This is a genomic window from Streptomyces sp. NBC_01622, from assembly GCF_045209635.1.
Taxonomy (GTDB): Bacteria; Actinomycetota; Actinomycetes; order Streptomycetales; family Streptomycetaceae; genus Streptomyces.
The window spans coordinates 11,147,813-11,171,452 of sequence record NZ_CP109293.1 but is presented as its reverse complement, the minus strand read 5'-3'; the positions used below and the strand labels follow the sequence as shown (position 1 = coordinate 11,171,452).

At 69.4% G+C, this 23,640-nt stretch carries 20 protein-coding genes; 11 read left to right on the top strand and 9 right to left on the bottom strand.

The features are described from left to right. The first annotated feature begins 1 nt into the window (after position 1). From OH768_RS51650 to OH768_RS51640, 3 genes are all read left to right on the top strand, one after another. Positions 2-856 (top strand): PaaX family transcriptional regulator C-terminal domain-containing protein, encoded by an 855-nt coding sequence (locus OH768_RS51650; protein ID WP_406464442.1) that lies wholly within the window; start codon positions 2-4, stop codon positions 854-856. 258 nt (positions 857-1,114) lie between these two features. Continuing rightward, on the top strand, positions 1,115-1,765 hold the full coding sequence (locus tag OH768_RS51645) for a ScbR family autoregulator-binding transcription factor (protein ID WP_406464441.1): 651 nt from the start codon (positions 1,115-1,117) through the stop codon (positions 1,763-1,765). Between the two features lie 203 nt (positions 1,766-1,968). Then, positions 1,969-3,072 carry an acyltransferase family protein gene (locus tag OH768_RS51640; protein ID WP_406464439.1) on the top strand — a complete coding sequence of 368 codons (1,104 nt, stop codon included), beginning with the start codon at positions 1,969-1,971 and terminating at the stop codon, positions 3,070-3,072. 13 nt (positions 3,073-3,085) lie between these two features. Here OH768_RS51640 and OH768_RS51635 read toward each other — a convergent pair whose 3' ends face one another. From OH768_RS51635 to OH768_RS51625, 3 genes are all read right to left on the bottom strand, one after another. Then, positions 3,086-4,345 carry an MFS transporter gene (locus OH768_RS51635; RefSeq protein ID WP_406464437.1) on the bottom strand — a complete coding sequence of 420 codons (1,260 nt, stop codon included), beginning with the start codon at positions 4,343-4,345 and terminating at the stop codon, positions 3,086-3,088. A gap of 203 nt (positions 4,346-4,548) precedes the next feature. Then, entirely contained in the window at positions 4,549-7,185 is a 2,637-nt protein-coding gene (locus tag OH768_RS51630; protein WP_406464435.1) for an alpha-L-rhamnosidase C-terminal domain-containing protein, read from the bottom strand. A 269-nt stretch (positions 7,186-7,454) separates the two neighbouring features. Continuing rightward, on the bottom strand, positions 7,455-7,733 hold the full coding sequence (locus OH768_RS51625) for a hypothetical protein (protein ID WP_406464433.1): 279 nt from the start codon (positions 7,731-7,733) through the stop codon (positions 7,455-7,457). An 885-nt stretch (positions 7,734-8,618) separates the two neighbouring features. Between OH768_RS51625 and OH768_RS51620 the strand changes: the two genes are divergently transcribed. The 4 genes from OH768_RS51620 (at position 8,619) to OH768_RS51605 (ending at position 12,858) form a co-directional block, all read left to right on the top strand. Beyond that, entirely contained in the window at positions 8,619-9,389 is a 771-nt protein-coding gene (locus OH768_RS51620; protein WP_406464431.1) for an IS5 family transposase, read from the top strand. Between the two features lie 91 nt (positions 9,390-9,480). Continuing rightward, on the top strand, positions 9,481-10,383 hold the full coding sequence (locus OH768_RS51615) for a LysR family transcriptional regulator (RefSeq protein ID WP_406464429.1): 903 nt from the start codon (positions 9,481-9,483) through the stop codon (positions 10,381-10,383). A gap of 43 nt (positions 10,384-10,426) precedes the next feature. Further along, positions 10,427-11,140 carry an SDR family oxidoreductase gene (locus tag OH768_RS51610; RefSeq protein WP_406464427.1) on the top strand — a complete coding sequence of 238 codons (714 nt, stop codon included), beginning with the start codon at positions 10,427-10,429 and terminating at the stop codon, positions 11,138-11,140. A gap of 653 nt (positions 11,141-11,793) precedes the next feature. Then, positions 11,794-12,858: a LacI family DNA-binding transcriptional regulator gene (locus OH768_RS51605; RefSeq protein ID WP_406465782.1), complete on the top strand. Its 1,065-nt coding sequence runs from the start codon at positions 11,794-11,796 to the stop codon at positions 12,856-12,858. On the opposite strand, the gene OH768_RS51600 is transcribed toward OH768_RS51605, so the two are convergent. Genes OH768_RS51600 through OH768_RS51585 form a run of 4 tightly spaced genes read right to left on the bottom strand, consistent with a single transcriptional unit; the run spans position 12,821 to position 17,448 of the window. Next, positions 12,821-14,212: a glycoside hydrolase family 32 protein gene (locus tag OH768_RS51600; protein ID WP_406464425.1), complete on the bottom strand. Its 1,392-nt coding sequence runs from the start codon at positions 14,210-14,212 to the stop codon at positions 12,821-12,823. The genes OH768_RS51605 and OH768_RS51600 overlap by 38 nt on opposite strands. Then, complete coding sequence (locus OH768_RS51595; protein WP_406464423.1) at positions 14,209-15,063, bottom strand: carbohydrate ABC transporter permease; 855 nt, start codon at positions 15,061-15,063, stop codon at positions 14,209-14,211. Before OH768_RS51595 ends, OH768_RS51600 begins: the two co-directional genes overlap by 4 nt. 13 nt (positions 15,064-15,076) lie before the next feature. Then, complete coding sequence (locus OH768_RS51590; RefSeq protein ID WP_406464421.1) at positions 15,077-16,042, bottom strand: carbohydrate ABC transporter permease; 966 nt, start codon at positions 16,040-16,042, stop codon at positions 15,077-15,079. Continuing rightward, a complete protein-coding gene (locus OH768_RS51585) occupies positions 16,039-17,448 on the bottom strand; it encodes an extracellular solute-binding protein (protein WP_406464420.1) in 1,410 nt (469 codons plus the stop codon). Before OH768_RS51585 ends, OH768_RS51590 begins: the two co-directional genes overlap by 4 nt. Before the next feature lie 180 nt (positions 17,449-17,628). Between OH768_RS51585 and OH768_RS51580 the strand changes: the two genes are divergently transcribed. From OH768_RS51580 to OH768_RS51565, 4 genes are all read left to right on the top strand, one after another. Beyond that, entirely contained in the window at positions 17,629-19,188 is a 1,560-nt protein-coding gene (locus tag OH768_RS51580) for a glycoside hydrolase family 32 protein (RefSeq protein ID WP_406464418.1), read from the top strand. A gap of 461 nt (positions 19,189-19,649) precedes the next feature. Beyond that, positions 19,650-20,036, top strand: coding sequence for a hypothetical protein (locus OH768_RS51575; RefSeq protein WP_406464417.1), 387 nt, complete (start codon positions 19,650-19,652; stop codon positions 20,034-20,036). A gap of 130 nt (positions 20,037-20,166) precedes the next feature. Further along, on the top strand, positions 20,167-21,924 hold the full coding sequence (locus OH768_RS51570) for a sensor histidine kinase (protein WP_406464416.1): 1,758 nt from the start codon (positions 20,167-20,169) through the stop codon (positions 21,922-21,924). 31 nt (positions 21,925-21,955) lie between these two features. Beyond that, positions 21,956-22,612, top strand: coding sequence for a response regulator (locus tag OH768_RS51565; RefSeq protein WP_406464414.1), 657 nt, complete (start codon positions 21,956-21,958; stop codon positions 22,610-22,612). A 28-nt stretch (positions 22,613-22,640) separates the two neighbouring features. Here OH768_RS51565 and OH768_RS51560 read toward each other — a convergent pair whose 3' ends face one another. After that, complete coding sequence (locus OH768_RS51560) at positions 22,641-23,069, bottom strand: ester cyclase (protein WP_406464413.1); 429 nt, start codon at positions 23,067-23,069, stop codon at positions 22,641-22,643. 67 nt (positions 23,070-23,136) lie between these two features. Beyond that, positions 23,137-23,634: a MarR family winged helix-turn-helix transcriptional regulator gene (locus tag OH768_RS51555; protein ID WP_406464412.1), complete on the bottom strand. Its 498-nt coding sequence runs from the start codon at positions 23,632-23,634 to the stop codon at positions 23,137-23,139. Positions 23,635-23,640 lie beyond the last annotated feature (6 nt).

Sequence of the window (23,640 nt, the reverse complement as noted above, 5' to 3'; positions counted from 1 at the left end):
CATGACGGCAAGCGATCTCGTTGACGACAGCCCGGGCCAGCCCGCACCGCCGCGATCCCTGATCGTGACGGTGTACGGCCTCTACGCGCGCGAGGTCGGCGGCTGGATCAGCGTGAGCGCGCTGATCCGACTCCTCGCCGAGCTGGACGTCGACGCCCAGGCGGTCCGTTCCTCGATCTTCCGGCTGAAGCGCCGCGAGATCCTGGTGGCCGAGCGACGGGAGGGCCGCGCGGGCTACGCGCTCTCACCGTACGCCCGCTCCGTCCTGGAGACCGGTGACCGCCGTATCTTCGAGCGTCATGCCGCCACCGACGACGGCTGGGTCATCGCCGTCTTCTCCGTCCCGGAGAGCGAACGGCAGCACCGTCACCAACTCCGTTCACGGCTGGCCTGGTTGGGCTTCGGCACGGTCTCCTCCGGGGTCTGGATCGCCCCCGCCCACGCCCTCGACGACACCCGCGACCACCTCCTGCGACACGGCCTTGACCAGTACGTCGACCTGTTCCGCGCCGACTATGTGGCCTTCGGCGACCCAGCCGAACAGGTGGGCCGCTGGTGGGACTTGGAGGCACTGCAGAAGCTCTACGACGATTTCGTCGCGGAGTTCACGCCGATGGCCGGGCGTTGGGCCGGGGTCGGCAGGGGCGCGCTGTCCGGCCAGGAGGCGTTCATCGACTACGTCCACGTCCTGACGGCCTGGCGCCGGCTGCCCTACCTCGACCCTGGCCTGCCCGACACCCTGCTCCCCGCCACCTGGTCGGGCACGACGGCCGCGGACCTCTTCGCCGCGCTCCGGAGCACCTTGGCGGATCCCGCCCACGAGTTCGCCAGAAGCCTGCTGACCGAGAGTTCGTGATCCGCTGACATGCAGGACGGCAACTGACCTGCTTGCTGCCCAGTGTCACCGCCGGCCGGCCGGCCGAACAGGCTTCGAAAAAACGGCATGACCGGTCCGGAAAACCAGCTGCCACACACCTGTTGACGGAGTTTCAGCCGTCAACCGGCCCGCTACGGGCTCCTCGACGAGTGACGAAGCGCCGTAGACTATACGAACTGGACGGTATTTTTAACGAGTTGAACAGCGCAGCTCTCCCGCAACGAAAGGCGCCGGCCCATGCCAGGACCCAAACAGGACCGGGCGATCCGTACCCGCCGCACCATCCTCGTCGCCGCGGCCAGCGTCTTCGAGGAGCGCGGCTACCAAGCGGCCACGATCAGCGAGATCCTCACCACCGCCAACGTCACCAAGGGCGCCCTGTACTTCCACTTCAAGTCGAAGGAACAGCTCGCCGAAGGCGTCCTGGCCGGACAGAACGACAACCTGGCCGTCCCCGACCGCCCCTGCAAGACCCAGGAGCTCGTCGATACGGCCATGCTCCACGCGTATCACCTGCAGACCGACCCCATGGTCCGGGCCGGCGCCCGGCTCGCGCTCGACCAGCGTGCCGACGGCGTCGACCGCACCGGCCCGTTCCACCACTGGACCACCATCGTCACCGACCTCCTCGACAAGGCCCGCGACCAAGGCGAGCTCCTCCCCCACGTCAACCCCGCCGAGACGGCCGAGGTCCTGGTCGGTGCCTTCGCCGGCATCCAGGCGATGTCCCAGGCCACCACCGCCTATCAGAACCTCCCCCACGCCACCTCAGCGCTCCTGCGCCACACCCTCCCCTCGATCGTGCACTCCTCCGTCCTCACCTCCCTCGACCTCACCCCGCAACGCGCCCTCGCCGTCCACGCCGAAACGCAGACCGGCACAGCCTGATTCTCGACGGCCGTCACCAAGGGCAGCAGCGGCCGGATCGCGCCGCCGCTCCATGAGGAACATGAGAATTTGTGTGATCCCCGTCCGGCTGGGCAGACGCCGCCGTTATGAGCACCCTCCATCGAAGCGCGGCAGACGAGGCCACCGAACAGAGCCCTGGCGTAAGACAGGGCTCTGCGTCGGCACTGCGCGGTGGTGGGCGGGTGGCGGGTCTTGACGGACTGCGGACGGTCGCCGTGGTGCTGGTGATCGTCTACCACGTGCAGCCGGACCTGGTACCCGGTGGTTCGGTGGGCGTGGACGTGTTCTTCACCATCAGCGGGTTCGTCATCACCCGGCTGCTGGTCACCGAGTACGCCCGTACCGGTCGTATCGGACTGTGGTCGTTCTACCGCCGGCGCTGGCTGCGGCTGATGCCGGCGCTGCTGGTGATGTGCGCGGTGACCGCCGTCCTGTCCGTGACGTTCGCGCTGCCGCTGTTCCAAGGGGCGTGGGTGGCGGCGGTGCTGGCCGCGGGTTCGGTCGTCAATCTCGTACGGGCCGGGAACACCGGGACGTACTCGGAGCTCACCGCGCCGCTCAGCCACACCTGGTCGCTGGGAGTGGAGGAGCAGTTCTATCTGGCCTGGCCGCTCCTCCTGCTGGTGCTGCTCCGGCACGCGAGGGCGCGTGCGGTGCTGGGCTGGGTCGCGGTGCTGTGCGTACTGCCGGTGCTCTGGCGGACCGTGCTCTGGGATCCCTCGGCGGCACACCGCATCTACAACGGCCCCGACACCCGCGCCGACCAGCTCCTCGTCGGCGCCCTGCTGGCCCTCGTACTGGCCCGGCTGCGCGCCGACGACCCCCGGCTGGCGCTGCTGCGCCGCTGGGCGGGACGGCTGTGCTGCCCCGCGCTCATGCTGCTGGGACTGATCGCCCGGCAGATCCCGATCACCGAGGTCAGCGGGTGGAATCCGGTCTGGTACACGGTGGGATTCCTGGCCGCCGCGCTGCTGACGGCCTGCGTGGTGGCCGCACTCGACCTGTGCCCCGAGGCGCGGCCCACCCGTCTGTTGTCCCTGTCCGTGCCGGTGTGGATCGGTCGCAACCTGAGCTACGGGATGTACCTGTGGCACTACCCCGTCATCCGGTTGCTCCACGACCTCGGTGTACGCGGCGACCCGTTGCTCCCGGCCGGCCTCGCGGCGACACTCGTCGCGGCTCTCGCCTCGTACGCCCTCGTCGAACGGCCCCTGCTGCGCCGAGACCGGTTCCGTGTACGCCGACTGGAGCCGGTCGCCGTCCCGGAACGTTCACCCGCGCTGTGACCGGGGCCGCGTCCTAGGTGTCGGCCACCGCCTCAGTCGGCACCTGCGCCCCCGTGCCGCCGAACCGTATGCCCTTGGCCTCCCGGCCCACGGCGCTCAGCACGATCACCAGGGCCAGGGCGGGCGTCACCGTCCACGCCATCGCCGCCGGATAGCCGTACCGCTCGGCAAGGGCTTCCTGGATCGGCAGGTTGAGGGCGGCGATGAGGTTGCCGAGTTGGTAGGTGACGCCGGGGTAGAAGCCCCGGATCGTGTCCGGGCTCATCTCGGTCAGGTGGGCGGGGATGACGCCCCAGGCGCCCTGTACGCACAGTTGCATCAGGAAGGAGGAGAGCATCAGCCAGCCCACGGCGGTGGACAGGACGAAGAAGGGCACCACGAGCAGGCCGGCGGCTGCCGCGATCATGATCGTGCGACGGCGTCCCAGCCGCTCGGAGTAGGCGCCGAGCACCATGCCGCCGATGATGGCGCCGATGTTGTAGACGACGGCGATGGCGATCGCGGTGTCCGGGGACAGGCCCAGCCCCTTCTTGACGAAGGTGGGGTAGATGTCCTGGGTGCCGTGCGACATCCAGTTGAATGCGGTCATCAGCGCGACCAGGTAGACGAAGCGCCGCAGTACCGCCGGGTTCTTGAACACCTGATACGCGGGCGTGCGGCTCAGCTGGACGCTCTTCTCCCACACCTCGCTCTCCTCCACCCGGGTGCGCACCCACAGCGCGACCAGGGCGGGGACGAGGCTGAAGGCGAACAACCCGCGCCAGCCGAAGGCGGGTTCGATACCGAAGAACGCGACCGCGGCGAGCAGATAGCCCAGCGAGTAGCCGCTCTGCAGCAGGCCCGACCAGAAACCGCGCCGTTCGGCGGGGATCTTCTCCATGGCGAGCGCGGCGCCCAGGCCCCATTCGCCGCCCATTCCGATGCCGTACAGCAGGCGAAGCACCAGCAGCACGGTGTAGTTCGGCGCGAAGGCGCAGGCGAATCCGACGACCGAGTAGAAGGCCACGTCGACCATGAGCGGGGTGCGGCGGCCCTTGCGGTCCGCCCACAGGCCGAAGAGCAGCGCACCGACCGGCCGCATCACCAGGGTGGCCGTGGTGAGGAAGGCCATGTCGGTGAGGGAGACATGGAAGTCGTCGGCGATCTCGCTGTAGACGAGTACGACGAGGAAGTAGTCGAAGGCGTCCATCGCCCAGCCCAAGTAGGCGGCGACGAAGGCGTTGCGCTGATCCTTGGTGAGACCCGCTGCCTGTTCCCGGACGGTCCGCAGCATGCCAGCCCTCCCTTGGTCCGCAGGTCAGGCTAGGTCGGGGCGGTGGGGCGGGCAATGCGAAGACCGGTAAAACACCCGCCACAATTGGCCAAAGGGAACGCCTGGTTCGCCCATCTCACAGTGAACCGCCCCGGGCCGGGCGGCTGTTGGCCCGTCCCGGAGCGGTTCGTTTGGAGATCACGCCAACGAAGCCCGGAACGGCGTCAGTTGCCGCGCTGTTCGCTGACGAAACTGTGCTCGCCCGGGCCGAGGCCCGACACGGTGACCGTCCCGTCGGCCACGCTCACGTCACGGGTCGCCGCCCGCTTACCGTCCCAGAGCGTCCGCCGCCCGACGGACACCCGTAGCCCGCGCGCGTCACCGGGCAGGGTGACGGAGCCCTGGGTGTGCTTGGGTACGCGGACGGTGAGCCGGAAGACGCGAGTGCTGTTCTCCCACTCGACGCCCAACGGGCCCTGCGGGGTGGGAAGTTGTCCCGTCGCCCAGTCGACGCCGCCGGGCTGCGGGCGTACTTCCCAGGTGGCGTAGCCGGGCGAGGTCGGCCGGGCGCCGAGGAGGTTGTTGGTGAGCGCGGGCAGGACGCCGGTGGACCAGCCGTGCGCCATGCTGGTGTACGCGTCCTCGTACAGGGACCCGTTCGGGCCGATGCCCTCCCAGTTGGTGATGCCGGGGTCGTTCTTGTCCATCCAGCCGTACATACGGCGGATCTGGTCGAGCGCGGAGTCGACCTGACCGGTCAGGAAGCGGGCCTCGATCTCCGGGTAGGAGGTGAAGGCGTAGACCCGCTGGGAGGCCTGGTCGAAGAGCGTGTCGTTGTCCATGAAGGCGTTCCCGTAGGCCCGTTTCGTCGTCGCGTCGAGATGGGCGAGCGCCGAGGTGGCGCGGTCCGCATCGGCGATGCCGGTGACGACGGCGAGGGAGTTGCCGTCCTGCGCGTGTCGCACTGCGCCGGTCGAGGAGTCCAGGTAGGCACCCGCGTCCCCGTCCCACAGCAGCGAGTTGACGGCCTGCGCGACCTTGTCCGCCCGCTCGCTCCACCGGGTGGTGTCGGCCTTCTGTCCCAGCAGCCGGGCCAACTGGGCGGCGTTCTGGAGTGCTTGGACGTAGAGCGCGTTGTAGTAGGTGACGCGGCCGGTGCGGCCGAGGAACGCGTAGTCGCCGTAACCGCCGGTCCCGTTGAGGCCCTTGCTGAGCAGGCCCGCGTCGTCCGTGACGCTGGGGTACCAGGTGTCCAGGACCTTCAGGAGCGTGGGGTAGTAGCGCGTCGCGTACTGGCGGTCCCCGGTGTGGAGGACGTAGTCCCAGCTGCAAGTGACCCAGTACAGCGGATAGTCGAAGAGCGGCAGGGTGTAGTTGCCGATGGAGGCGGGCGGTATCCAGCCGTCGGATCGCTGGTGGTCGGCGAGGTCGGCCAGGACGTTGCGGGCCGCGGCCGCCGCGTCGTCGTGGGTGAGGTAGAGGGTGCGCGCGGAGACGGCGAGGTCGCCCACGTACGGGTCGCGGTCACGCTTGGCACCGTCCTGGAGGACCAGCTTCCCCTCCAGCGTGGCACTCCAGGCGTTGCGCGGATCGACGTCGTCCTGGCGGAAGGTGTCGGTGACCAGTTCGTTGGTGTACGCGGCGCCGTACCAGTAACGATTCAACTCGTCGTCGGAGCACAGGAACCAGCCGCGGTAGGTGCTCGGTGTGCCCACGTACGCGGTGAACTGGAGGGCCACGGAGTCGATTTCGACCGTCCCCCAGGGCTGTGCGGCGGGGCTGTCCGAGGCGAGTGCGTCGAGGCTGATCTTGAGGTAGCGGAATCCGTGCAGTCCGTCCGCGAACACCTTGTCGCCGGCCTGGAAGCCTTTGTGGTCGGTCCAGTTGGCGCCCTTGGCGGGTACGGCGAACTGGTCCGTGCCCTGTCCGGCGCCGCCCGCCTGGTCGGAGCGGGTGAAGTCCGAGCGGTCGGTGAGGAATTGGCGGGTCTCGGAGAACGCGGCGCGTACACCTGGGGAGTTGGCGGAGGCGGAGGTGAACCTGATCTGCGGATATCCGACCACGACCTTGCCGAAGTCCACCGTGACGCTGGGCACGGGGATCGGCTCGACCGGCGCGGGCCAGACCTCGTTGATCCGGGTGAAGTTGCCGTGCGAGGTGTCCTGAGCGTGGGTCACCGTGATGCGCACGCGATCGGTGCTGACCGTCTCCGCGAACGGAACGGCCTTCTGCACCGCGTCGTTGCCCGCGACCGTGGCGGCGGTGTGCCAGTCGCCGTCGCGCCACACGTCGACGGTGTAGTCGGTCGGCACGCCGTCGCTGTTGGAGATCACCGTGATGCCCTGCAGGGTCGCGACCTGCGGCGTGGTGATGGTGAGGACGTCGGGGAACACCCCGAGGGTGTCGTCGTTCCAGAAGGTGTCCGGGTTTCCGTCGATCGCGTTGGAGGCGTCGTAGGTGCGCGGCTGCCCGTCGTTGCCGTTGTTGCCCGCGTGTGCCGACGAGGCCTCGGCCGTGGTGCCGGCGGGCCAGGCGGGGGCCGCCGCGGGCTGCGGGCGCCGCAGTACGGATCTGGAACCGCCGGGCTTGAGCAGCGCGTTGGGGTTCTTCACGTCTCCGGTCGACGCGACGATCCGCACCGGCCGGACCGTGCGCGAGGACGGTCCCTGGACGTAGCGGTGCCAGCCGCCGGCGCGGCGCGACGGGCTGCCCGTGAGCGAAGCGGAGGCTTCGGAGGCGGGGAGCGCCTCCGCGGTGGGAAGTCCGGTCGAGAGGGACACTGCGGTGAGTCCGACGGTGCCTGCTGCGGCCAGAGCTGCGCGACGGGAAATGCCTTTGTCCGGTGTGCTGTTCGACGCCATGCTGTCCCCTTGTGCGGCAGTGGATTGAATCGTTTCACTCGGCAGCTGCGTGGCGACGCTATCCCGAACACAGGATTCCCGTACAGCGCTGGGACAGAAGTTGTTCGACGCATCGGGCGTCCGCCGGATCATGCGGGGATTCCGGTCAGGGTGGCATCGGCCGCACCCCGCGCACGGTCGGGTGGGGGCGGAACTCGGCCAACTGACCGTTGTCTTCCGGTCATTGGCAGCGCCGTACCAGTCGCACCGTCCACCCCACGGACCATGCGTCAGGCGTCGAGGTCGTGCCGCGGCGGACCGACCTCTTCGACGTCCGGCCCGGACAGCTTGCGCCGCAGCGGAGTTGTCGGGCTGCTGTCGATGAGGCGGACGGTGCAGGCATCGCGAGGGCGGGCGAGGATCTGGTCGGCGTCGCCCGCCTCCACGCGGTTGCCGTGCCGCATCACGAGTACCCGGTCGGCGACCTGGCGGACCACGGCGAGGTCGTGGGTGATGAACTCGTAGGTCACGCCCAGTTGTTCACGCAGATCCGCCGGCAGGTTGAGCACCTGGCCACGGCAACCCCCGTCCGGACCCCGACGCACCCCGCGCCCGAGCCGCTCTGAACCTCCTCAACATGTACCAGGACGACTCCTCCCCCGCGCCGTTGTTCCTGACGTGCCGTGGCGCGCACGACGCGCTGCCCGAACCCGACCGGTTGCGTTCCGCCGCCCGCATCCACATCGCCCACGTCGCGCCCGAACCCCGCCGTCGCCCATCTCAAGGTGGGCGGCGCCGCGTCACCCCGCTGGGAATCCTTTCTCGACCATCTCCGCGCCCAACCCACTGGTCCAGCGGCCCGAGCGCTCTCGACACCTTGGCGGCTCAGCCTCGCCGCGACGATCTACCACCGCAGCGGCGACCCCTAGGAACTTCTGAGCCATCTCACCCCTGCCGACCTCGACAACCATCTCCTCAGTCGCCTGGTCCCTGGCACCGTCGAGCTCGGCACCAGTAGAAGCTCACATCCTCTGTCCCATGGCCGGGGCTGCACCGACCTGGTCCTCCACGAGCTGTGGCCCTTGGCAGGCCGTCGACGTGTCCGTGCCGCTGACGCCGTCCTGAGCGCCACGGCCGTCCTGCTCACCCTCCCGGTCGCCTGTTCTCCGACCGGCCCGCGCTGCTCGTCACAAGAACCTGCGCGCTCGCCCTTTTCGCGGGCCTGGTGGCATGGCTCAACAAGGCGCCACTCCCCCATCGCCTCCAGTGGAGGCGCCTCTACACTCTGCACGGGCGGACCGACCTGGTGGTCGGTGTCCTGGCTTTCGGGCTCGTCGCCGCGAGCGCCATCGGTTTCCTGCTCGGCCCACGCTGGGCAGTTGGGCTGACAGACAGGTGAAGCCCCTGGTAGATGGGTTTTCGACCAAGAGAACCGTCTCCACCAGAAGCTTCACGTGCTTGGCTACCCGTCCGGACTGGACCTGTCCAGCTCTGCCCTCCGCTTCCTTACCGCCCGCCTGCGGGAACACCGCCGGGCTCTCGGCACCCGATGGCGTCGCCTGAGCGCGGGCCGGCAGGCCCTGCTCGCCCTCGCCCATCTCCGCAACGGTCACCCGTACGCCCAGCTCGCGGCCGGGTTCGGCATCGGTACGACCACCGCCTACCGCTACATCACCGAAGCCGTCGACCTGCTGGCATGCCTCGCCCCGACACTCGCCGAGGCAGCCCGGGCGGCGTCGATGAAGGCGTTCGTCCTGCTGGACGGAACGCTGCTCCCGATGGACCGTATTGCCGCCGACCGGCCCTCCTACTCGGGCAAGCACAAGAAGCACGGGATGAACGTGCAGGTCATCGCCGACCCTTTCGGTCGCCTGCTGTGGGCCTCGCCGGCCCTCCCCGGGGCTGTCCACGATGTCCGTGCGGCCCGCGAGCACGGCATCGTCGACGCGCTCGCCGACGCAGGCGCCAATTGCTTGGCGGACAAGGGCTATCAGGGTGCCGGAGGCACGGTCCGTGTTCCCTACCGAGGCCGGTGGGAGACGCTCTCCACAGGTCAGCAGGCAGTCAACCGGTCCCACGCGAGGATTCGTGCCCTCGTCGAGCAAGCCATCGCCACCCTCAAGTCCTGGCGACTCCTCCGCAAGCTCCGCTGCTCGACGACCCGGATCACGAGCCTCGTCCAAGCTGTCCTCACCCTCCATCTGGCCAGCTCAGACCGAGGATAGAGAGGCAAAATTGGTCGTATCTCCCCGACTTGATGTCCGGGACAAGCGTCCACCGATGTGGTGCCTGCGTTGATCTTCGTACGATGTACCGGTGGAACTTCGGCAGCTTCGCTACTTCGTTGCCGTCGCGGAGGCCCTGCACTTTGGGCGCGCGGCCGAGCGACTACACATCTCCACGCCCACGCTCAGCCAGCAGATCAAGGCGGTCGAGCGCGAGATCGGCGCGCCGCTGCTGGTCCGGCACAGTCGCGGCGTACGGCTGATGCCCGCGGGAGAGGTCCTGCTTCGTACGGCCAAGGAGGCGCTGCGAGCGACCGACCACGCACTTCGGGAGACGCGCCGCGCAGCGAGTGTCGCCGACCCGGTGCTGCGCTTCGGGCTGCTGAACGGGGTGCCGCCGTGGCTCCCGGGACAGATCGAGGAGCTTCTGGCCGACCACATGCCGGACTGCCGGATGACACTGCTGGGCGGCACGACCGCGCAGCAGCTCGCGATGCTGGAGGGCGGCGAGGTCGACCTCGCACTGCTGCGCGTCCCGTCCGCGTCGCCCGAGGGCGTACAACGGGTGGAGGTCGCCGAGGAGGAGCTCGGCGTGCTGATGTCGGCGGCCAATCCACTTGCCGCTCGAGAGGTCGTTGATCCGACCGATCTCACCGGCCGTGAACTGATTCTCTTCGCGAGAGAGTTCGCGCCCGACGTGCACGACGCGATGGTGGACCGCCTGCACGCCCTCGGCGCCGATGTCGCTCTCAGCGAGAGCGCGATGCCTCATGCGCAGTTGCGCGCCGTGCTACCGCTGCGGCCCGCTGCGTTCAGCCTGAGCTCGGCTCGCGCCGTCTCGCCGCCCGACCTTGTCTGGCGGCCGCTCCGGAACGCCCCGCTGTCGATCACGTACGCCGCCGCATGGCGCACGGACAGCCACAATCCGGCACTCCGCGCCCTCCTGCCCACTCTGACCAGGAACGTTAGTCTGCGCCGAACGACCCTTCGATAACACGACGTGGACGCACGATCACGCTCGATGATCCGGTAGTGCCATGACCACAGAACACGTCATCATCGTCGGCGGCAGCTCCGGCATGGGACTCGCGCTGGCCGAGACCCTGCTCTTTGAGGGTTCCGAGGTCACCATCGCCTCCCGCTCCCCCGAACGCCTGGAAGAGGCGGCGCGCTCTCTTGCGTCGGATCGCGTTCGGACCGTTCAAGCCGACATCACCCATGAGAACGACGTCGCGCGCCTCTTCAACGAGCCCGCAGACCACGTTGTAACAACCGCGGTCGACGGGGCCGGCGCCTATCAGCCCATCGTCGAGTTCGACGTGGACACGGCCCGCGGGGTGCTCGACTCCAAGCTCATCGGTGCCGTCCTCCTCGCCAAGCACGCCGCCCCTGCCCTCCGGCCCGGCGGATCGATCACCCTTACTTCGGGCATCGCCGCATACCGTCCCAGCCCGCGCGGCTCGATGGTCGCGGCCGTGAACGGAGCGCTCGCCTCGTTCGCCCGCGCGGCCGCCTTGGAGCTGGCCCCGATCCGGGTGAACGTGATCTCCCCGGGCTGGGTCGACACCCCGGTGTGGGATCTCATCTCAGGCAGCGGCAAGGCCGCAACATTGGCCGCCAAGGCCGAAGCCCTCCCCGTCGGCCGCGTCGGCCGCCCTGAGGACATCGCCCACGCCATCGTGGCGCTGATGCGCAACGGCTTCATCACAGGCACCGTCCTGCACGCCGACGGTGGCCACCGCCTCGTGTAATCAGTCGGCGGGACGATGTCCCGAACATTGGGGACGGGATAGGGGATATCGCCTCTCCAACGCGAAAGGGCTGTACGCCCTTCGCGTCTGAAGTGGCGAGTGTGTCTCACGTGTCGCATCCGGTGAGGACTGCGGCCCTTCATCCCCGGTCCTTCCTCGCCATCCGCCTCAACCACCTCAAACCGAGGTTGGAAAGAGCTCCCGGCGTACGAGGCAGGCCATTCGAGCCTTGACCGGGCGACACCACCTGTTCCAGCGAGTTCGGAAAGTCTTCTCCAACCTGCCGTGTTGGCTGGGCAGTTCTGCCCTGGCGACGGCTGCCCCGCGATGTCGGCCAGCACCACTCTGCGGTTTGGATCTCCGAAGGTCAGGCGTACCGCAAGCCCTACCCATGGGCCTACCTGTGGAGGGATCGACAACCGGCAGACACAAAGACTTTGCCGGTTCCCTCGCTGAGCACCGTCGGGTCGTCACCCTGCACCGCGAGACGGTCACCGTCAGCAGACTGCGCTTCCTGCATGCCCGCCAAGTGATGCGCATCCGCCGCAAGCGCCGCCACACGGGCCAGAATGAGCCGAGGCCGCCTGCGCTGTCCTCCGCGGATAGGGTGGACGGTGATCGACAGGGACGGGCTGGTGAGGGCGGCGGACGGCGTGGGCGGTGCCGAGGAGAGCAGCAGCACGGGCACCGGGCGCCCGACGTCACGGGACGTCGCCCGGCTCGCCGGTGTGTCGCACACCGCCGTGTCCTTCGTGTTCAACGGCCGAGCCGAGGGCAACCTCTCCCCCGCCACCCAGGAACGCATCCGGCAGGCCGCGGCCCAGCTGGGCTACCGCCCCGACCCGGTGGCCCGCGGTCTGCGCCGTCGCCGTACGGCCGTGATCGGGCTGGTCACCGATGAGATCGCGTCCTCGCCGTTCGCCGGTCGGCTGCTGCGCGGCGCCATGGAGACCGCCTGGGACAGGGACCATCTCGTCCTCACCGTCGACTCCGGCGGTGACCCGGTCAAGGAGGACGCGGCCGTCGCGGAACTGCTCGACCGGCGCGTGGACGGCATCATCTACGCGGCCATGTCACTGCGCCGGGTCCGCGTCCCCGAGGGCCTGCACCGCACCCACTCCGTGCTGGCCAACTGCCTGCCCGAGGACGACTCCCTGCCCGCCGTGGTCCCCGCCGAGCGCGCCGGTGGCCGTACGGCGGCCCGGCTGCTGCTCGCTGCGGGCCACCGCCGGCTCGCCGTGATCGGCGGTCTGGACGACATCGCCTCGGTGGAACGTACCCGCGGCATCCGGGACGCGCTGCGCGCCGAGGGCCTCACCGTGCCCAAGGAGTGGATCGTGCGCGGCGGCGGGGAGATCTCCGCGGGATACGCGGGGGCGCTGCGCCTGCTCGACGGGGTCGAGCCGGGCCGTCGCCCCACCGGTGTCCTGTGCTACAACGACCGGGTCGCGGCGGGTGTCCTGCACGCTGCGACCCGGCTCGGGATCGACGTGCCCGCCGATCTGTCCGTGGTCGGTTACGACGACCAGGAGCACATGGCCGCGTTCCTCACGCCGCCGCTCACCTCGGTCGCGCTGCCGCACCGGGCGATGGGCGAGGCGGCGGCCCGGCTTCTCCTGGACGCCATCGAAGCCGGCCGTACGCCGCCCGCGACCGTCCGGCGCCTGGCCTGCCCCGTGGTCAGCCGCGACTCCGTGGGTCCGGCGCCCACCCGGTGACCCGGGCACCCGGCCCGTCGACGACCAGCTCGGCGATGTCGCCGGGGCGCCGGTAGACGCGCTCGGTGACCATGGCCCGTTCCGCCACGAAGAGTTCGAGGAGCGAGCCGTCGACGAGCAGCCGGAGCGCGAGTTCCGGCGCCTTCGGCACGTGCACGGTGATCGGGGCGGAGCCTTCCCTGCCGGTCCGGGGCCAGGCGCCGCGGTCGAGGACGACGGTCCCCGAGGCAGGGTCCGCCCGGACGGTAAGCTCCCGGCCCGCCGCGTCCCGGAGCACGCTCACCGTGGTCGGTTCGCATGCGGTGACCGTCAAGTCGTAGGCGGATGGAAGCGGAACCCGGCCCGGCGCGGTGACGAACGGCTCGGCCGGGCGCAGTAGTTCGAGTTCCGGGGCCGGACTCACCCGTAGTGAACCGTCGGGGTGGACGTCGACGACCCGTGGCGCGGTGAGTACGCCCGCCCATCCGGCCCGGTGCACCTCCTCCTGCGGGCGGGCCTCCCACGACCAGCCCCACAGCAGTGCGCGGTCCGGCTCCTGGAGCACGGCGGGAGCGTAGAAGTCCCGCCCCTGGTCGAGCCGGCCGCCTGCGCGCGGCGCAAACCTCAACGCGCCCTGGCCATCGGCCTCCAGACAACCCGTCAGATATCCGGTGGAGCAGGGATCCCCGTCCCACAGGGACACCAGGAGCACGTGCTCGCCGCCTGCTGTCCAGTACAGGTGCGGGCACTCCCAGCCCACCGACTTGTCGCCGAACACGCCTGCGGACACCGGGTCCTTGCCGTCCAGCAGCACACCGGCGAACCTCCAGTCGGTCAGGTCGTCGCAGTCGTAGAGCAGGACCGACGGCGTGCCGTCGGCGTGCCCGGCCCCGACGAGGGCCCAGCGCCTGTCCGCGTGGCGGAAGACGAACGGGTCGCGGAACATGACTACGTCCAGTCCCGGCGGCGGTCCTGCCACCACCGGCGTCGGCAGCGGCTTCCACTCGGTCAGCCGCTCGTCGTCCGGGTCCGCCGCCCGCGCCAGGCAGATGGTGCCGAGTCCGGTGTGGGCACGGTCGACTCCCGTGTATACGGCGGTCGGTGTGCCGGCGTCGTCGGTCACGCAGCCCGACCAGCAGCCGGCCTCGTCGGGGCCGCCCGGCGTCGGGGTGAGCGCGATCGGGTGGTGCTCCCAGTGCGCGAGGTCGGCGCTGGAGGCATGACCCCAGTGGACGTTCGCGTGCACCGGTGCGTCGGGGTTGTGCTGGTAGAAGAGGTGGTAGCGGTCCCGCCAACGGAACGGCCCATTGGGGTCGTTGATCCAGCCGGCGGGCGGACGGACCCTGAAACGGGGCGCGTTGGGGTCATTGCTCAACGGTTGACTCCTGCGGACGTGATGCCCTCGCGCAGAGGGCGCTGGCCGACGACGAACACGGCGAGGGCGGGGAGCATCGAGAGCACGACCCCGGCCAGGACCACCGAGATCGACCCGGTGCCGAGGTTGCCCTGCAGGGAGACCAGGCCCAGCGGAAGCGTGTAGTTCTGGCTGGAGGTCTCCAGGATCAGCGGGCGGAAGAATTCGTTCCAGTGGTAGTTGAAGGCCAGTACGCCGACGATCGCCAGGCCGGGTGTGGCCAGCGGCGCGTACACCGAGCGGAAGATCCGCCAGGTCCCCGCGCCGTCCAGCATGGCCGCCTCGCCCAGGTCCTTCGGCATACCGAGGAAGTACTGGCGCATCAGGAAGGTGCCGAAGGCGGTCGGGAAGGCCGGGATGATCAGGCCGAGGAGTGTGTCGGTGAGGCCCATCGTCTTCAGCACCAGGAACACCGGCACGATGGTGACCTGCAACGGCACCATCATGGTCGCCAGGACCAGGCCGAAGAGCGGCTTCTTGAAACGGAACTCCAGGCGCGCGAAGGCGTATCCGGCCAGGCCCGCCGTGATCATCTGGCCGACGGCGATCAGTGCCGTCACCAGCGTGGAGTTCAGGGCGAGCAGCCACACGTCGATCTGCTGGAAGACCCCGCGGTAGGCCGCGGTCGTCGGATGCGTCGGGATGATCTGCGGAGGCAGGTCGAAGGACTGGGCCGGAGTGCGCAGCGAGGTGGCGACGGTCCAGATGACCGGGCCCAGCGTCAGCAGGGCGCACACGGTCAGCGCGGCGATCCGGGCCCAGGGGGCGAGTGAGTAACGGACGCGCCTTGGGGTCGGGGTTGCTTGGCTCATGCGGCTCACCGGCTCACTGGTAGTGGACGAAACGCCGGCTGAGCCGGAACTGGACGGCGGTGACCGCCATGATCAGCGCGAAGAGCAGCACGCCCACCGCGGATGCCTCGCCGAAGTCGAGCTGCTCGAAGGCCCTCTCGTAGATCACCATCACCACGGTGCGGGTGGCGTCGCCGGGTCCGCCGTCGGTGAGGACGTAGGGCTGTTCGAAGACCTGCAGGGCGTTGATGATGCCGACCACCGACGCGACGAGCAGCGTCGGTGACAGCAGCGGCAGCGTGATGCCGAGGTGCTTGCGCAGGCCGGTCGCGCCGTCGAGGGCGGCGGCCTCGTGGATCTCCTTGGGGATGTTGTTCAGACCGCCGACGAACAGCAGGAACGAGAATCCGAACTGCTGCCAGACGTAGACCAGGACCACCGTGGCCATCGCCGCGTGCTCCGAGGTCAGCCAGGGCACGGGCGCGACGCCGACCAGGCCGATCAGCCAGTTCACCACCCCGAAGTCCTGGTTGAACAGGTACTTCATCACCACCGAGATCGAAGCGGCGGACAGCACCAGCGGGAAGAAGAACGCCGAACGGAACACCGACCGCAGCCACACCGGCATCCGCCCGTTCAGCGCGAGTGCCAGCGTCAGCGCGATCAGCAGTTGCAGCGTGACCGCGAGGACCATGAAGAGGAGCGTGTTGCGGAAGGAGACCAGGACGGTCGAATCCGTGAAGGTCGTACGGTAGTTGGCACCGCCGGCGAAACGGGGCGGGTCGATCACGTTCCAGTGGAACAGGCTCAGCACGACGGACCCGATGATCGGCACGACCGTGAAGACGACGATGCCGACGACCGTGGGCGCCAGGAACAGCGCGGCCAGCAGCCGGGCGCCGCGGTCGCGGACGGACAGCCGTACGGCGACGGCGGGTGGCGTGGCGGACCGCGGACGTACGGCCGGGACCTGGGAGTCCGGGACCTGAGTGTTCGTCATACCTCACGCTCCATGGCCTGCTCCAGGGCGCCCTGCATCCGGCGCAGCGCGGGACCCACCGCACGCGGCGAGGCCAGCGCGGTGCCGGTGTACTTGAGCAGGACGTCGGTCACCTCGGCGACCTGCGGCGGCGCGGGGATCGGGCCTGTGTCGGGAAACCGGTCGAGGGTGTCGTAGAAGACCTGCCAGTGCGCCGGGCCGCTCGCGGCGTAGCGGGCGGCGGTCAGCATCGAACGCCGGGCCGGGGTGGTCTGGTTGCTCCGGAACAGCCGGGTCATGGTGTCCTTGCGGGCCGCGTACTTGATGAACTCCCAGGCGGCTTCCTGCTTCTTCGAGGTGCGCAGCAGCGCGTAGCCCGCCGCGCCGAACTGGTGGCGCTGGGTACGTCCGCGCGGGAAGTACTGCACGTCGTAGTCGGCGGCCCGCATGCCGGCCAGCTGCAGGCCGCCCGCCCAGAAGCCGCCGGCCGGTGTGACGCCGACGCGGCCGGTGGAGAACACGCCGACCAGATTGCTGCCGTTGCCGCCCTCGGGCCGGGTGCACAGGTTCTCCTGGACGAGGGAAGCGAGATAGTCGTACGCCTCCTCGACCCGGTCGGCGGTGGCCTGCGGGGTCGTCCAGCGGAAGCCCCCGCCGCGCCCCCGCCTGTCGGCGGCCGGGTAGAAGGTGTCCCACAGCCAGGAGCCGCCGGGCGCCTTCGACTCCTTCAGCAGGTTCGTGCCGTTCGCGAAGAGCCAGGGCACCACGCCGCCCCACAGCCGGTTGGTCCAGAAGTACGGCGTGAAGTGCGCGCCGCCGGTACGTTTCAGCTCCCGCAGCAGCTCGGTGAAGTCGTCGCGGCTCCAGTCGGCCGCCGGGAAACCCGCGCCCGCCCGCTTCAGCACCTGCTTGTTGAGGTACATGTCGGCGGCGTTGAACTCCATCGGCAGTTGGTAGAGGTTCCCCTCGTACATCATCGACTCCACCAGCGAGGGGTGGACGTCGGCGAAGTACTCACGCAGCTCCGCCGCGTCCCGCCGCACCCAGCGGTCCAGGGGCACGCCGAGCCGCCGGGCGAACAACTGCACGCCTTCGGTGGCCACATACACCAGGTCGGGAGCGGTGCCCGCGGCGATCTGGGTGAGGATCTTCGCGAAGAAGTCCGACCAGTCGACGGCCTGCACCGCGTTCACCCGCAGCGGGATGTCGGGGTGCAGCCGGTGGAAGCCCTTGGTGAGGGCGTCGACGGTGGCCGGGTCGAAGGCGGAGCCGAGGGTGGCGACGACGAGGGAGCCGTCGTCACGGCCGGGGATGTCGGCTCCCGTGAGCCGGTCCCAGCTCGCGGCGGTCCCGGCCAGGGCGGCTGCTCCGGCCCCGGACGCGCCGTACCGCAGCAGCGTGCGGCGGGGGAGGTGCGAGTCAGTCATCAACGGGCCTAACTCGTGTTAGTTCAGGGGTGATGCCCCAGATGATGGGAACCGGGCGGCAGGCCTGTCAAGGGTCGGGAACGCTTGACCTTTAACGAGTTAGGTCTACAGTCCTCGTTCACCTGAGCCGATTTTTCACGCCCTCTGCGTCGTGAGCCGCCACGAGAGGAACGATGAGTCATGCCCGGAACATCGGGGATTTCCAGGAGATCACTGTTCGCGGGATCGGCGGCGGGCACCGCCGCCGCGCTGCTGCCCACCTCGGCGGCCACGGCCGAGAGCGTGACCAAGTCCGTGGCGAGCGGGGCGAGTTACCGTGCCGCGTACCACTTCACGGTCCCCGACCAGTGGAAGAACGACCCGCAGCGGCCCGTCTGGATCGACGGCGAGTACCACTACTACTACCTCTACAACGCCGACTACTTCACCGGTATCGTCGGCACCGCGTGGCGCCTGGCCACCACCAAGGACCTGGTCTCCTTCGCCGACCGCGGGGTCGCCGTGCCCAAGGACACCACTCCCAACGGCGATCTCTGGTCGGGTTCGGCGGTGGTCGACATCGGCGACACGGCCGGATTCGGCGCGGGCGCGGTGATCGTCATCGTCACCATGTCCCCCGGCGGCGGCACCGCCCACCAGGAGCAGTTCCTGTACTACTCGACCGACGGCGGTCTCACCTTCAGCAACTACGGGACCGACCCCGTCCTGCCCAACCCCGGCGTCGCCGACTTCCGCGACCCCAAGGTGATCCGCGACGAGGACCGGGGCCGCTGGGTGATGGCCCTCGCCGAGAACGACAAGATCGGTTTCTACCACTCCGACGACCTCAAGTCCTGGTCGTACGTGAACGGTTTCGTCCACGACGGCATCGGCGTCCTGGAGTGCCCCGACCTGTTCCGCGTCACCGCCGGCGACGGCACCGTGAAATGGGTGCTCGGCGTGAGCGCCAACGGGAAGACCTCGGGGCTGCCCAACACGTACGCCTACTGGACGGGTTCCTTCGACGGCAGCGCGTTCACCGCCGACGCGAGTGCCCCGCAGTGGCTCGACCACGGCTGGGACTGGTACGCCGCCGTCACCTTCGAGAAGCGGGACGCGAGCGGCGCGGTGGACGCGGCCGTCCGGTACGCGATCGGCTGGGTGAACAACTGGGACTACGCCGACACCACCCCCACCATCGACTGCGACGGCTTCAACGGCACCGACTCCATCGTCCGCGAGATCACCCTGGAGAAGGCGTCCGACAACACCTACTACCTCGCCTCCCGGCCCGTCGCCGGCCTCGACTCGTATGTCGCCCGCACCGTGAACCTCGGCGACGTGACCGTGGACGGCACGAAGGTGCTCGACTACACCGGTATCTCCTACGAGGTGGCGACCGAGATCACCTGGTCCCAACTCACCGGCGCCGGCCTCCAGTTGAGGCGCTCACCCGGCGGCGGCCGGCACATCGACGCCGGGATCTACGCCGACTACGCCTTCCTCAACCGACGCAACACGGTGAACGCCGACACGTCCGGCAAGTGGCAGGAGAGCCACACCCCGTTCGACCCGTCCGCCGGCACGGTGAAGCTGCGCATCCTGGTGGACCGCACGTCGGTGGAGATGTTTGTCGACGATGGCCGCTACGTGCACACCAGCCAGGTGTTCCCGTACCTGCTGGACACCCGGCTCGCGCTGTTCACGATCGGCGGCAGCGCGGTGTTCCGCAACACGGTGATACGCGAGTTCTCGGTGTGAGGTCGGCCAGGGACGCGGGTGCACACCGTGCGCCTGGACCCGATCGGCAACACAGGAACGGGCCGCCCGTCGAGATCAAACCGGGCAAACGTGGCTCTCGCTCTCTCCGGACCTTGCCCCGGCGGAGCCCTTGCGCGTTGGAACCCGCGTCTGCGACAGGATCCGCCGGACAGGCCCTAGCCCCGTTCGCGCGCCGGCGAGACGCTCCCGCACGGCGCTTGCCTGGCTCCGTGGGGCCTGATTGAGGCTGATTGTGCGGAAGTTGCACGCAGTGAGCTTTGCAGTAGATCACGGAGTGCGGATGCTTGCTTCCCGACCGTGAACCGCCGGTCTCTGCCCTCGCTGCTCGGCTGAAGTCCTCGGAACGGTCAGCGTGCGGCCTCCGCGTCACCGCTCCCGCGGAGACAGGATGCTGATCGGTCGCTGACAGGATCTTCATACCTGGCCGGGATGTTGGTGCCATGTCCTCCTTCACCGATCCCCGGCGTCGCGGCATCATCGGTCCCGTCCTGACGGTCGTCGCAGCCGGCACGGCCCTCGTCCTGCTCGCCTCCTGCGGCGACGGTGGGAAGGGCACCCGCGACGAGGGTGTCGCCTCCATCGCCACCCCTTCCGCCACCCCTTCCGCCACCGTCGGAAAGACGGCGGACCCGGACGCCGGACATGTGAGGAATCCCCGCTACGGCGACGGCGTGCGGGCCATGGTGAAGTGCATGAACGGTCACGGGATCAAGAGCGTGGTCTCCGACGGGAATTGGGGACTGGTCAGCGGTGACAGCATGAACCTGCCCGACTTCGACAAGTACAGGGTCGAGTGCCGGGTGAAGTCCTTCGGCGGCGACGGCTGACGCACTCGTGGATGACCACACACGTCCGAGCCCGCCTGCCCTTCGGCCCGCCCCGCCATACGACTTTGGTCGCTCGTGGTAGCGACGAACGGAGGCTGTGCGCGCGGGCGGTGATGTCTACCGTTGGCGCGTGGACGTGAAGACGAAGGCGCGCGAGGTCCGGAAGCAGTTGCTGGCGGCACAGCTGTGGTCCCGGCGGCAGATCGTCGGTGAGACGGTGCTGGCACTCGTGCTGGGCCTGTTCGCGCTGCTGAGTTTCGCCCACGAGGGCGTGCCGCTGATGATCGCCGCGGCGGTGACCGCCGTGGTGCTCTCGCTGCTGCGACGGTCCTTCCCGGCGACCGTGCTGGTCCTCACGGGAACGATCGCCGGCGCGCTCGGCAGTTTCGGGGTCGTGCTGATAGCCGTGAGCTGGTCGGCGGGGGCGCGGATCGAGGCGCCACGGCGGGCGCTCACACTCTTCGGGACCGCCTACGTCCTCTACGCGGGACTGTCCGTCCGCCAAGCACCCCTCGGCCTGGTCACGGGGCAGATGCTGGTGTTCGCCACGCTCGCGTTCCTCGCGACGACGGTCGTGCCCGGTCTCACCAGTCGCTACCGCGCCCAGCGGCGCAGGCTCGTCCACGCGTTGCACGAGCACAACGCCCAGCTGCTGCGCGAACGCGAGATCATCGCGTCCCACGCGCGCCTGCGCGAGCGGCAGCGCATAGCGCAGGACATGCACGACAGCCTGGGTCACCAACTGGCGCTGATCGCCGTCCATACGGGTGCCCTGGAGGTGGACCGGGACCTGACGGACGGGCAGCGCGAGGTGGTCGGCGTCCTGCGGGAGGCGTCCGTGGCCGCGATGCACGAGCTGCGCGAGGCCGTCGGCATCCTGCACGACGGCACACCGGACCCGGCCCGGGAAAGCGAGCCCGACCCGGAGCCCGCGGCCAGGGGTGTGGCGGGGATAGCCGGCCTGGTGGCGGCGTCGCGGGGCGCGCACTCGGTCGTGGAGCTACGGCAGGCGGGCGAGGCACGGCCACTGACCCCCGCCGCCGATCACGCTGCGTACCGGATCGTGCAGGAGTCGCTGACCAATGCCCTGAAGCACGCGCCGGGGGCCTCGATCGCCGTCGAGTTGCGGTACGAGCCGGACTCCCTGGTGGTCGAGGTGGCCAACGGGCCGATACCGGTGACGGCCGGCGGCGGACGGCACACCGTGGTCAGCGGCGGGCAGGGCCTCACGGGCCTTGAGGAGCGGGCCCGGCTGGTCGGCGGCATGGTGCATACGGGCTCCACGGCCGAGGGCGGATTCCGGGTCGCGGGTGTTCTGCCGTACGGCCCCCCGCCGCGCACGCCGGGCGGGGAGCAGCTGCGAGCGGACTCGGTGCAGAAGGGAACGACGTTCGTCGATGCGGCGAACGACTTCCGGGGGCAGAGCGAAGGGGTGGTGCCCGGCGACGGTGGTGCGGACATCGACTGGTCCGGTGCGCCGGACAGGCAGAGGGAGTTCGACATCGCCATGGGACGCAAAGGGAAAGGCGTCGTGATCGGATGCAGTGCCGCAGTGGTGATCTTCCTGGTTCTCGGAGTGCTGGCCGTCGTGCTGATCGTCAACCTGGTGGAGAAGGAGTCCGACAAACTCACGATCCAGCCGTCCGTCTACAACTCCGTGAAGGTCGGAGACACCGAGACGGCCGTGCGGGACAGGCTGCCGCACGGTAAGTCGTTCCTGGCCGGGGCCATAGACGACGACCAGAGGCCCGCCGTGCCGCGGGGGGCGACGTGCGCGACCTACCTGTCGACGGAGGACTGGCCGAACGAGGGGGACAAGATGCCCGCCTACCGCTTCTGCTTCAAGGACGGCAAACTGATCGAGAAAAAGGCCTACTTGGTCAAGTAGCAGCCATCGCCGCACGTCCTGCAGGAGAGTCGTGATCAGAGTCCTCGTCGCGGATGACGAACCGCTCATCCGGGCGGGCATCAGGATGATCCTCACCTCCGCCGACGACATCGACGTCGTGGCGGAGGCGGCCAACGGCCGGGAGGCCGTCGACCTGGTCCGCGCCCACTCCGTCGACGTGGCACTGCTGGACATCCAGATGCCCGTACTGGACGGATTGTCCGCGCTGGCCGAACTGCGGCGAGCGGCACCGACCGTACGACCGCTGATCCTGACGACGTTCGGTGAGCGGGAGAACGTACTGCGTGCGCTGAGCCACGGAGGCGCCGGGTTCCTGCTGAAGGACTCGGCGCCGGCCGAACTGATCCAGGCGGTGCGGGCGGCTGCGGCCGGGGACGCGTATCTGTCACCGGCCGCCACCCGCCATGTGGTCGACTCGCTCGCCTCGGGACAGGCCGCGGCGCGCGGCGAGGAGGCGCGGCGGCGTCTGGAGACACTGAGCACCCGCGAACTGGAAGTGCTCGCACTGCTCGGTGAGGGCTTGTCGAACGCCGACGCGGGCGCGCGGATCCATGTGAGCGAGGCGACGGTAAAGACGTACGTCAGCCGGATCCTGACGAAGCTCCGGTGCGAGAACCGGGTACAGGCGGCGCTGCTGGCGCGGGACGCGGGGCTGGAGCCCAGCTGAGGCGTCGGCCCCCGCGGCCCATGGGCGGTCATCGACCGCCGGGCCGGGCTCCCAACTGCTCCATCAGGGAGAACAGGTTGGCCACGCCCCAGTGTTCGGTGATCCTCCCGTCGACCACACGCATGGCGTCGACGGTCTCGACGTGAATCGCCTTCCCGGTGGGGGCGATATCGAGGAACTCGCCCTCGTGCGTCCCGTGGTAGGTCTTGTACGTGGTGACGAGGTTGCCCTCGGCCGCCTGCCAGTGGATCACCGCGCGGAAGTCGGGAAACGCTGCCCGCAGCACCTTGCAGAGCTCCAGGGCACCGGCCTTGTCGGGGGTGCGGCCGGGCTGCGGGGTGTGGTCGACGAAGTCGTCGGCGAACAACTCGTCGTACAACGCGTAGTCGCCGCCACCCTGGACCTCCTCGGTACGCCCGGCGTGCGCGGCGGGGGGGGCCGTACGGCCTGACTTCAATGCTCAAGTGACTGGAGAGCGCGAAATCACGACGGGGGCCGGGTCGGCGACCTGCCCCGGGTGACTGTCAGCGCACGGGCGAGTCGATGCGTTGCAGGATTCGCTCGGCGTCCTGGCCGAGGCGGCGCAGGCGCTCGCCGGACAGGTTGTCGACCACCAGGTGACGCACATGGGCCACGTGTCCGGGTGCCACGGACTCCAGCTTTCGCATGCCGTCGGGCAGGAGGATGGCGTTGGTGAAGCGCCCGTCGCCCGGATCCGGTTCGCGGCGGACGTAGCCGCGGCTCTCCAGGCGCTTCACCAGGTGCGACAGCCGGGACAGCGACGAGTTGGTGTGCTCGGCGAGCACACTCATGCGCAGAGTCCATTCGGGAGCCTCGGCCAGCATGGCCATGCTCATGTACTCGACCATGCTCAGCCCGGCATCGCGCTGCAACTGGGAATCGAGGGCCCATGGAAGTCTGGCGGTCAGCCGGACCAACGACATCCACGACGCCAGTTCGGCCGGCGCGAGCCACAAGTCGTCGTGTTCGTCCACCTGCTGGGCCTCGTCCGGGGTGGTCATTCCGCG

Excerpts from the sequence above, each read along its gene's own strand:
- OH768_RS51650 (WP_406464442.1), top strand. The coding sequence starts at position 2 with ATGACGGCAAGCGATCTCGTTGACGACAGCCCGGGCCAGCCCGCACCG.
- OH768_RS51645 (WP_406464441.1), top strand. The coding sequence starts at position 1,115 with ATGCCAGGACCCAAACAGGACCGGGCGATCCGTACCCGCCGCACCATC.
- OH768_RS51635 (WP_406464437.1), bottom strand. The coding sequence starts at position 4,345 with ATGCTGCGGACCGTCCGGGAACAGGCAGCGGGTCTCACCAAGGATCAG.
- OH768_RS51630 (WP_406464435.1), bottom strand. The coding sequence starts at position 7,185 with ATGGCGTCGAACAGCACACCGGACAAAGGCATTTCCCGTCGCGCAGCT.
- OH768_RS51610 (WP_406464427.1), top strand. The coding sequence starts at position 10,427 with ATGACCACAGAACACGTCATCATCGTCGGCGGCAGCTCCGGCATGGGA.
- OH768_RS51595 (WP_406464423.1), bottom strand. The coding sequence starts at position 15,063 with ATGAGCCAAGCAACCCCGACCCCAAGGCGCGTCCGTTACTCACTCGCC.
- OH768_RS51590 (WP_406464421.1), bottom strand. The coding sequence starts at position 16,042 with ATGACGAACACTCAGGTCCCGGACTCCCAGGTCCCGGCCGTACGTCCG.
- OH768_RS51585 (WP_406464420.1), bottom strand. The coding sequence starts at position 17,448 with ATGACTGACTCGCACCTCCCCCGCCGCACGCTGCTGCGGTACGGCGCG.
- OH768_RS51580 (WP_406464418.1), top strand. The coding sequence starts at position 17,629 with ATGCCCGGAACATCGGGGATTTCCAGGAGATCACTGTTCGCGGGATCG.
- OH768_RS51575 (WP_406464417.1), top strand. The coding sequence starts at position 19,650 with ATGTCCTCCTTCACCGATCCCCGGCGTCGCGGCATCATCGGTCCCGTC.
- OH768_RS51555 (WP_406464412.1), bottom strand. The coding sequence starts at position 23,634 with ATGACCACCCCGGACGAGGCCCAGCAGGTGGACGAACACGACGACTTG.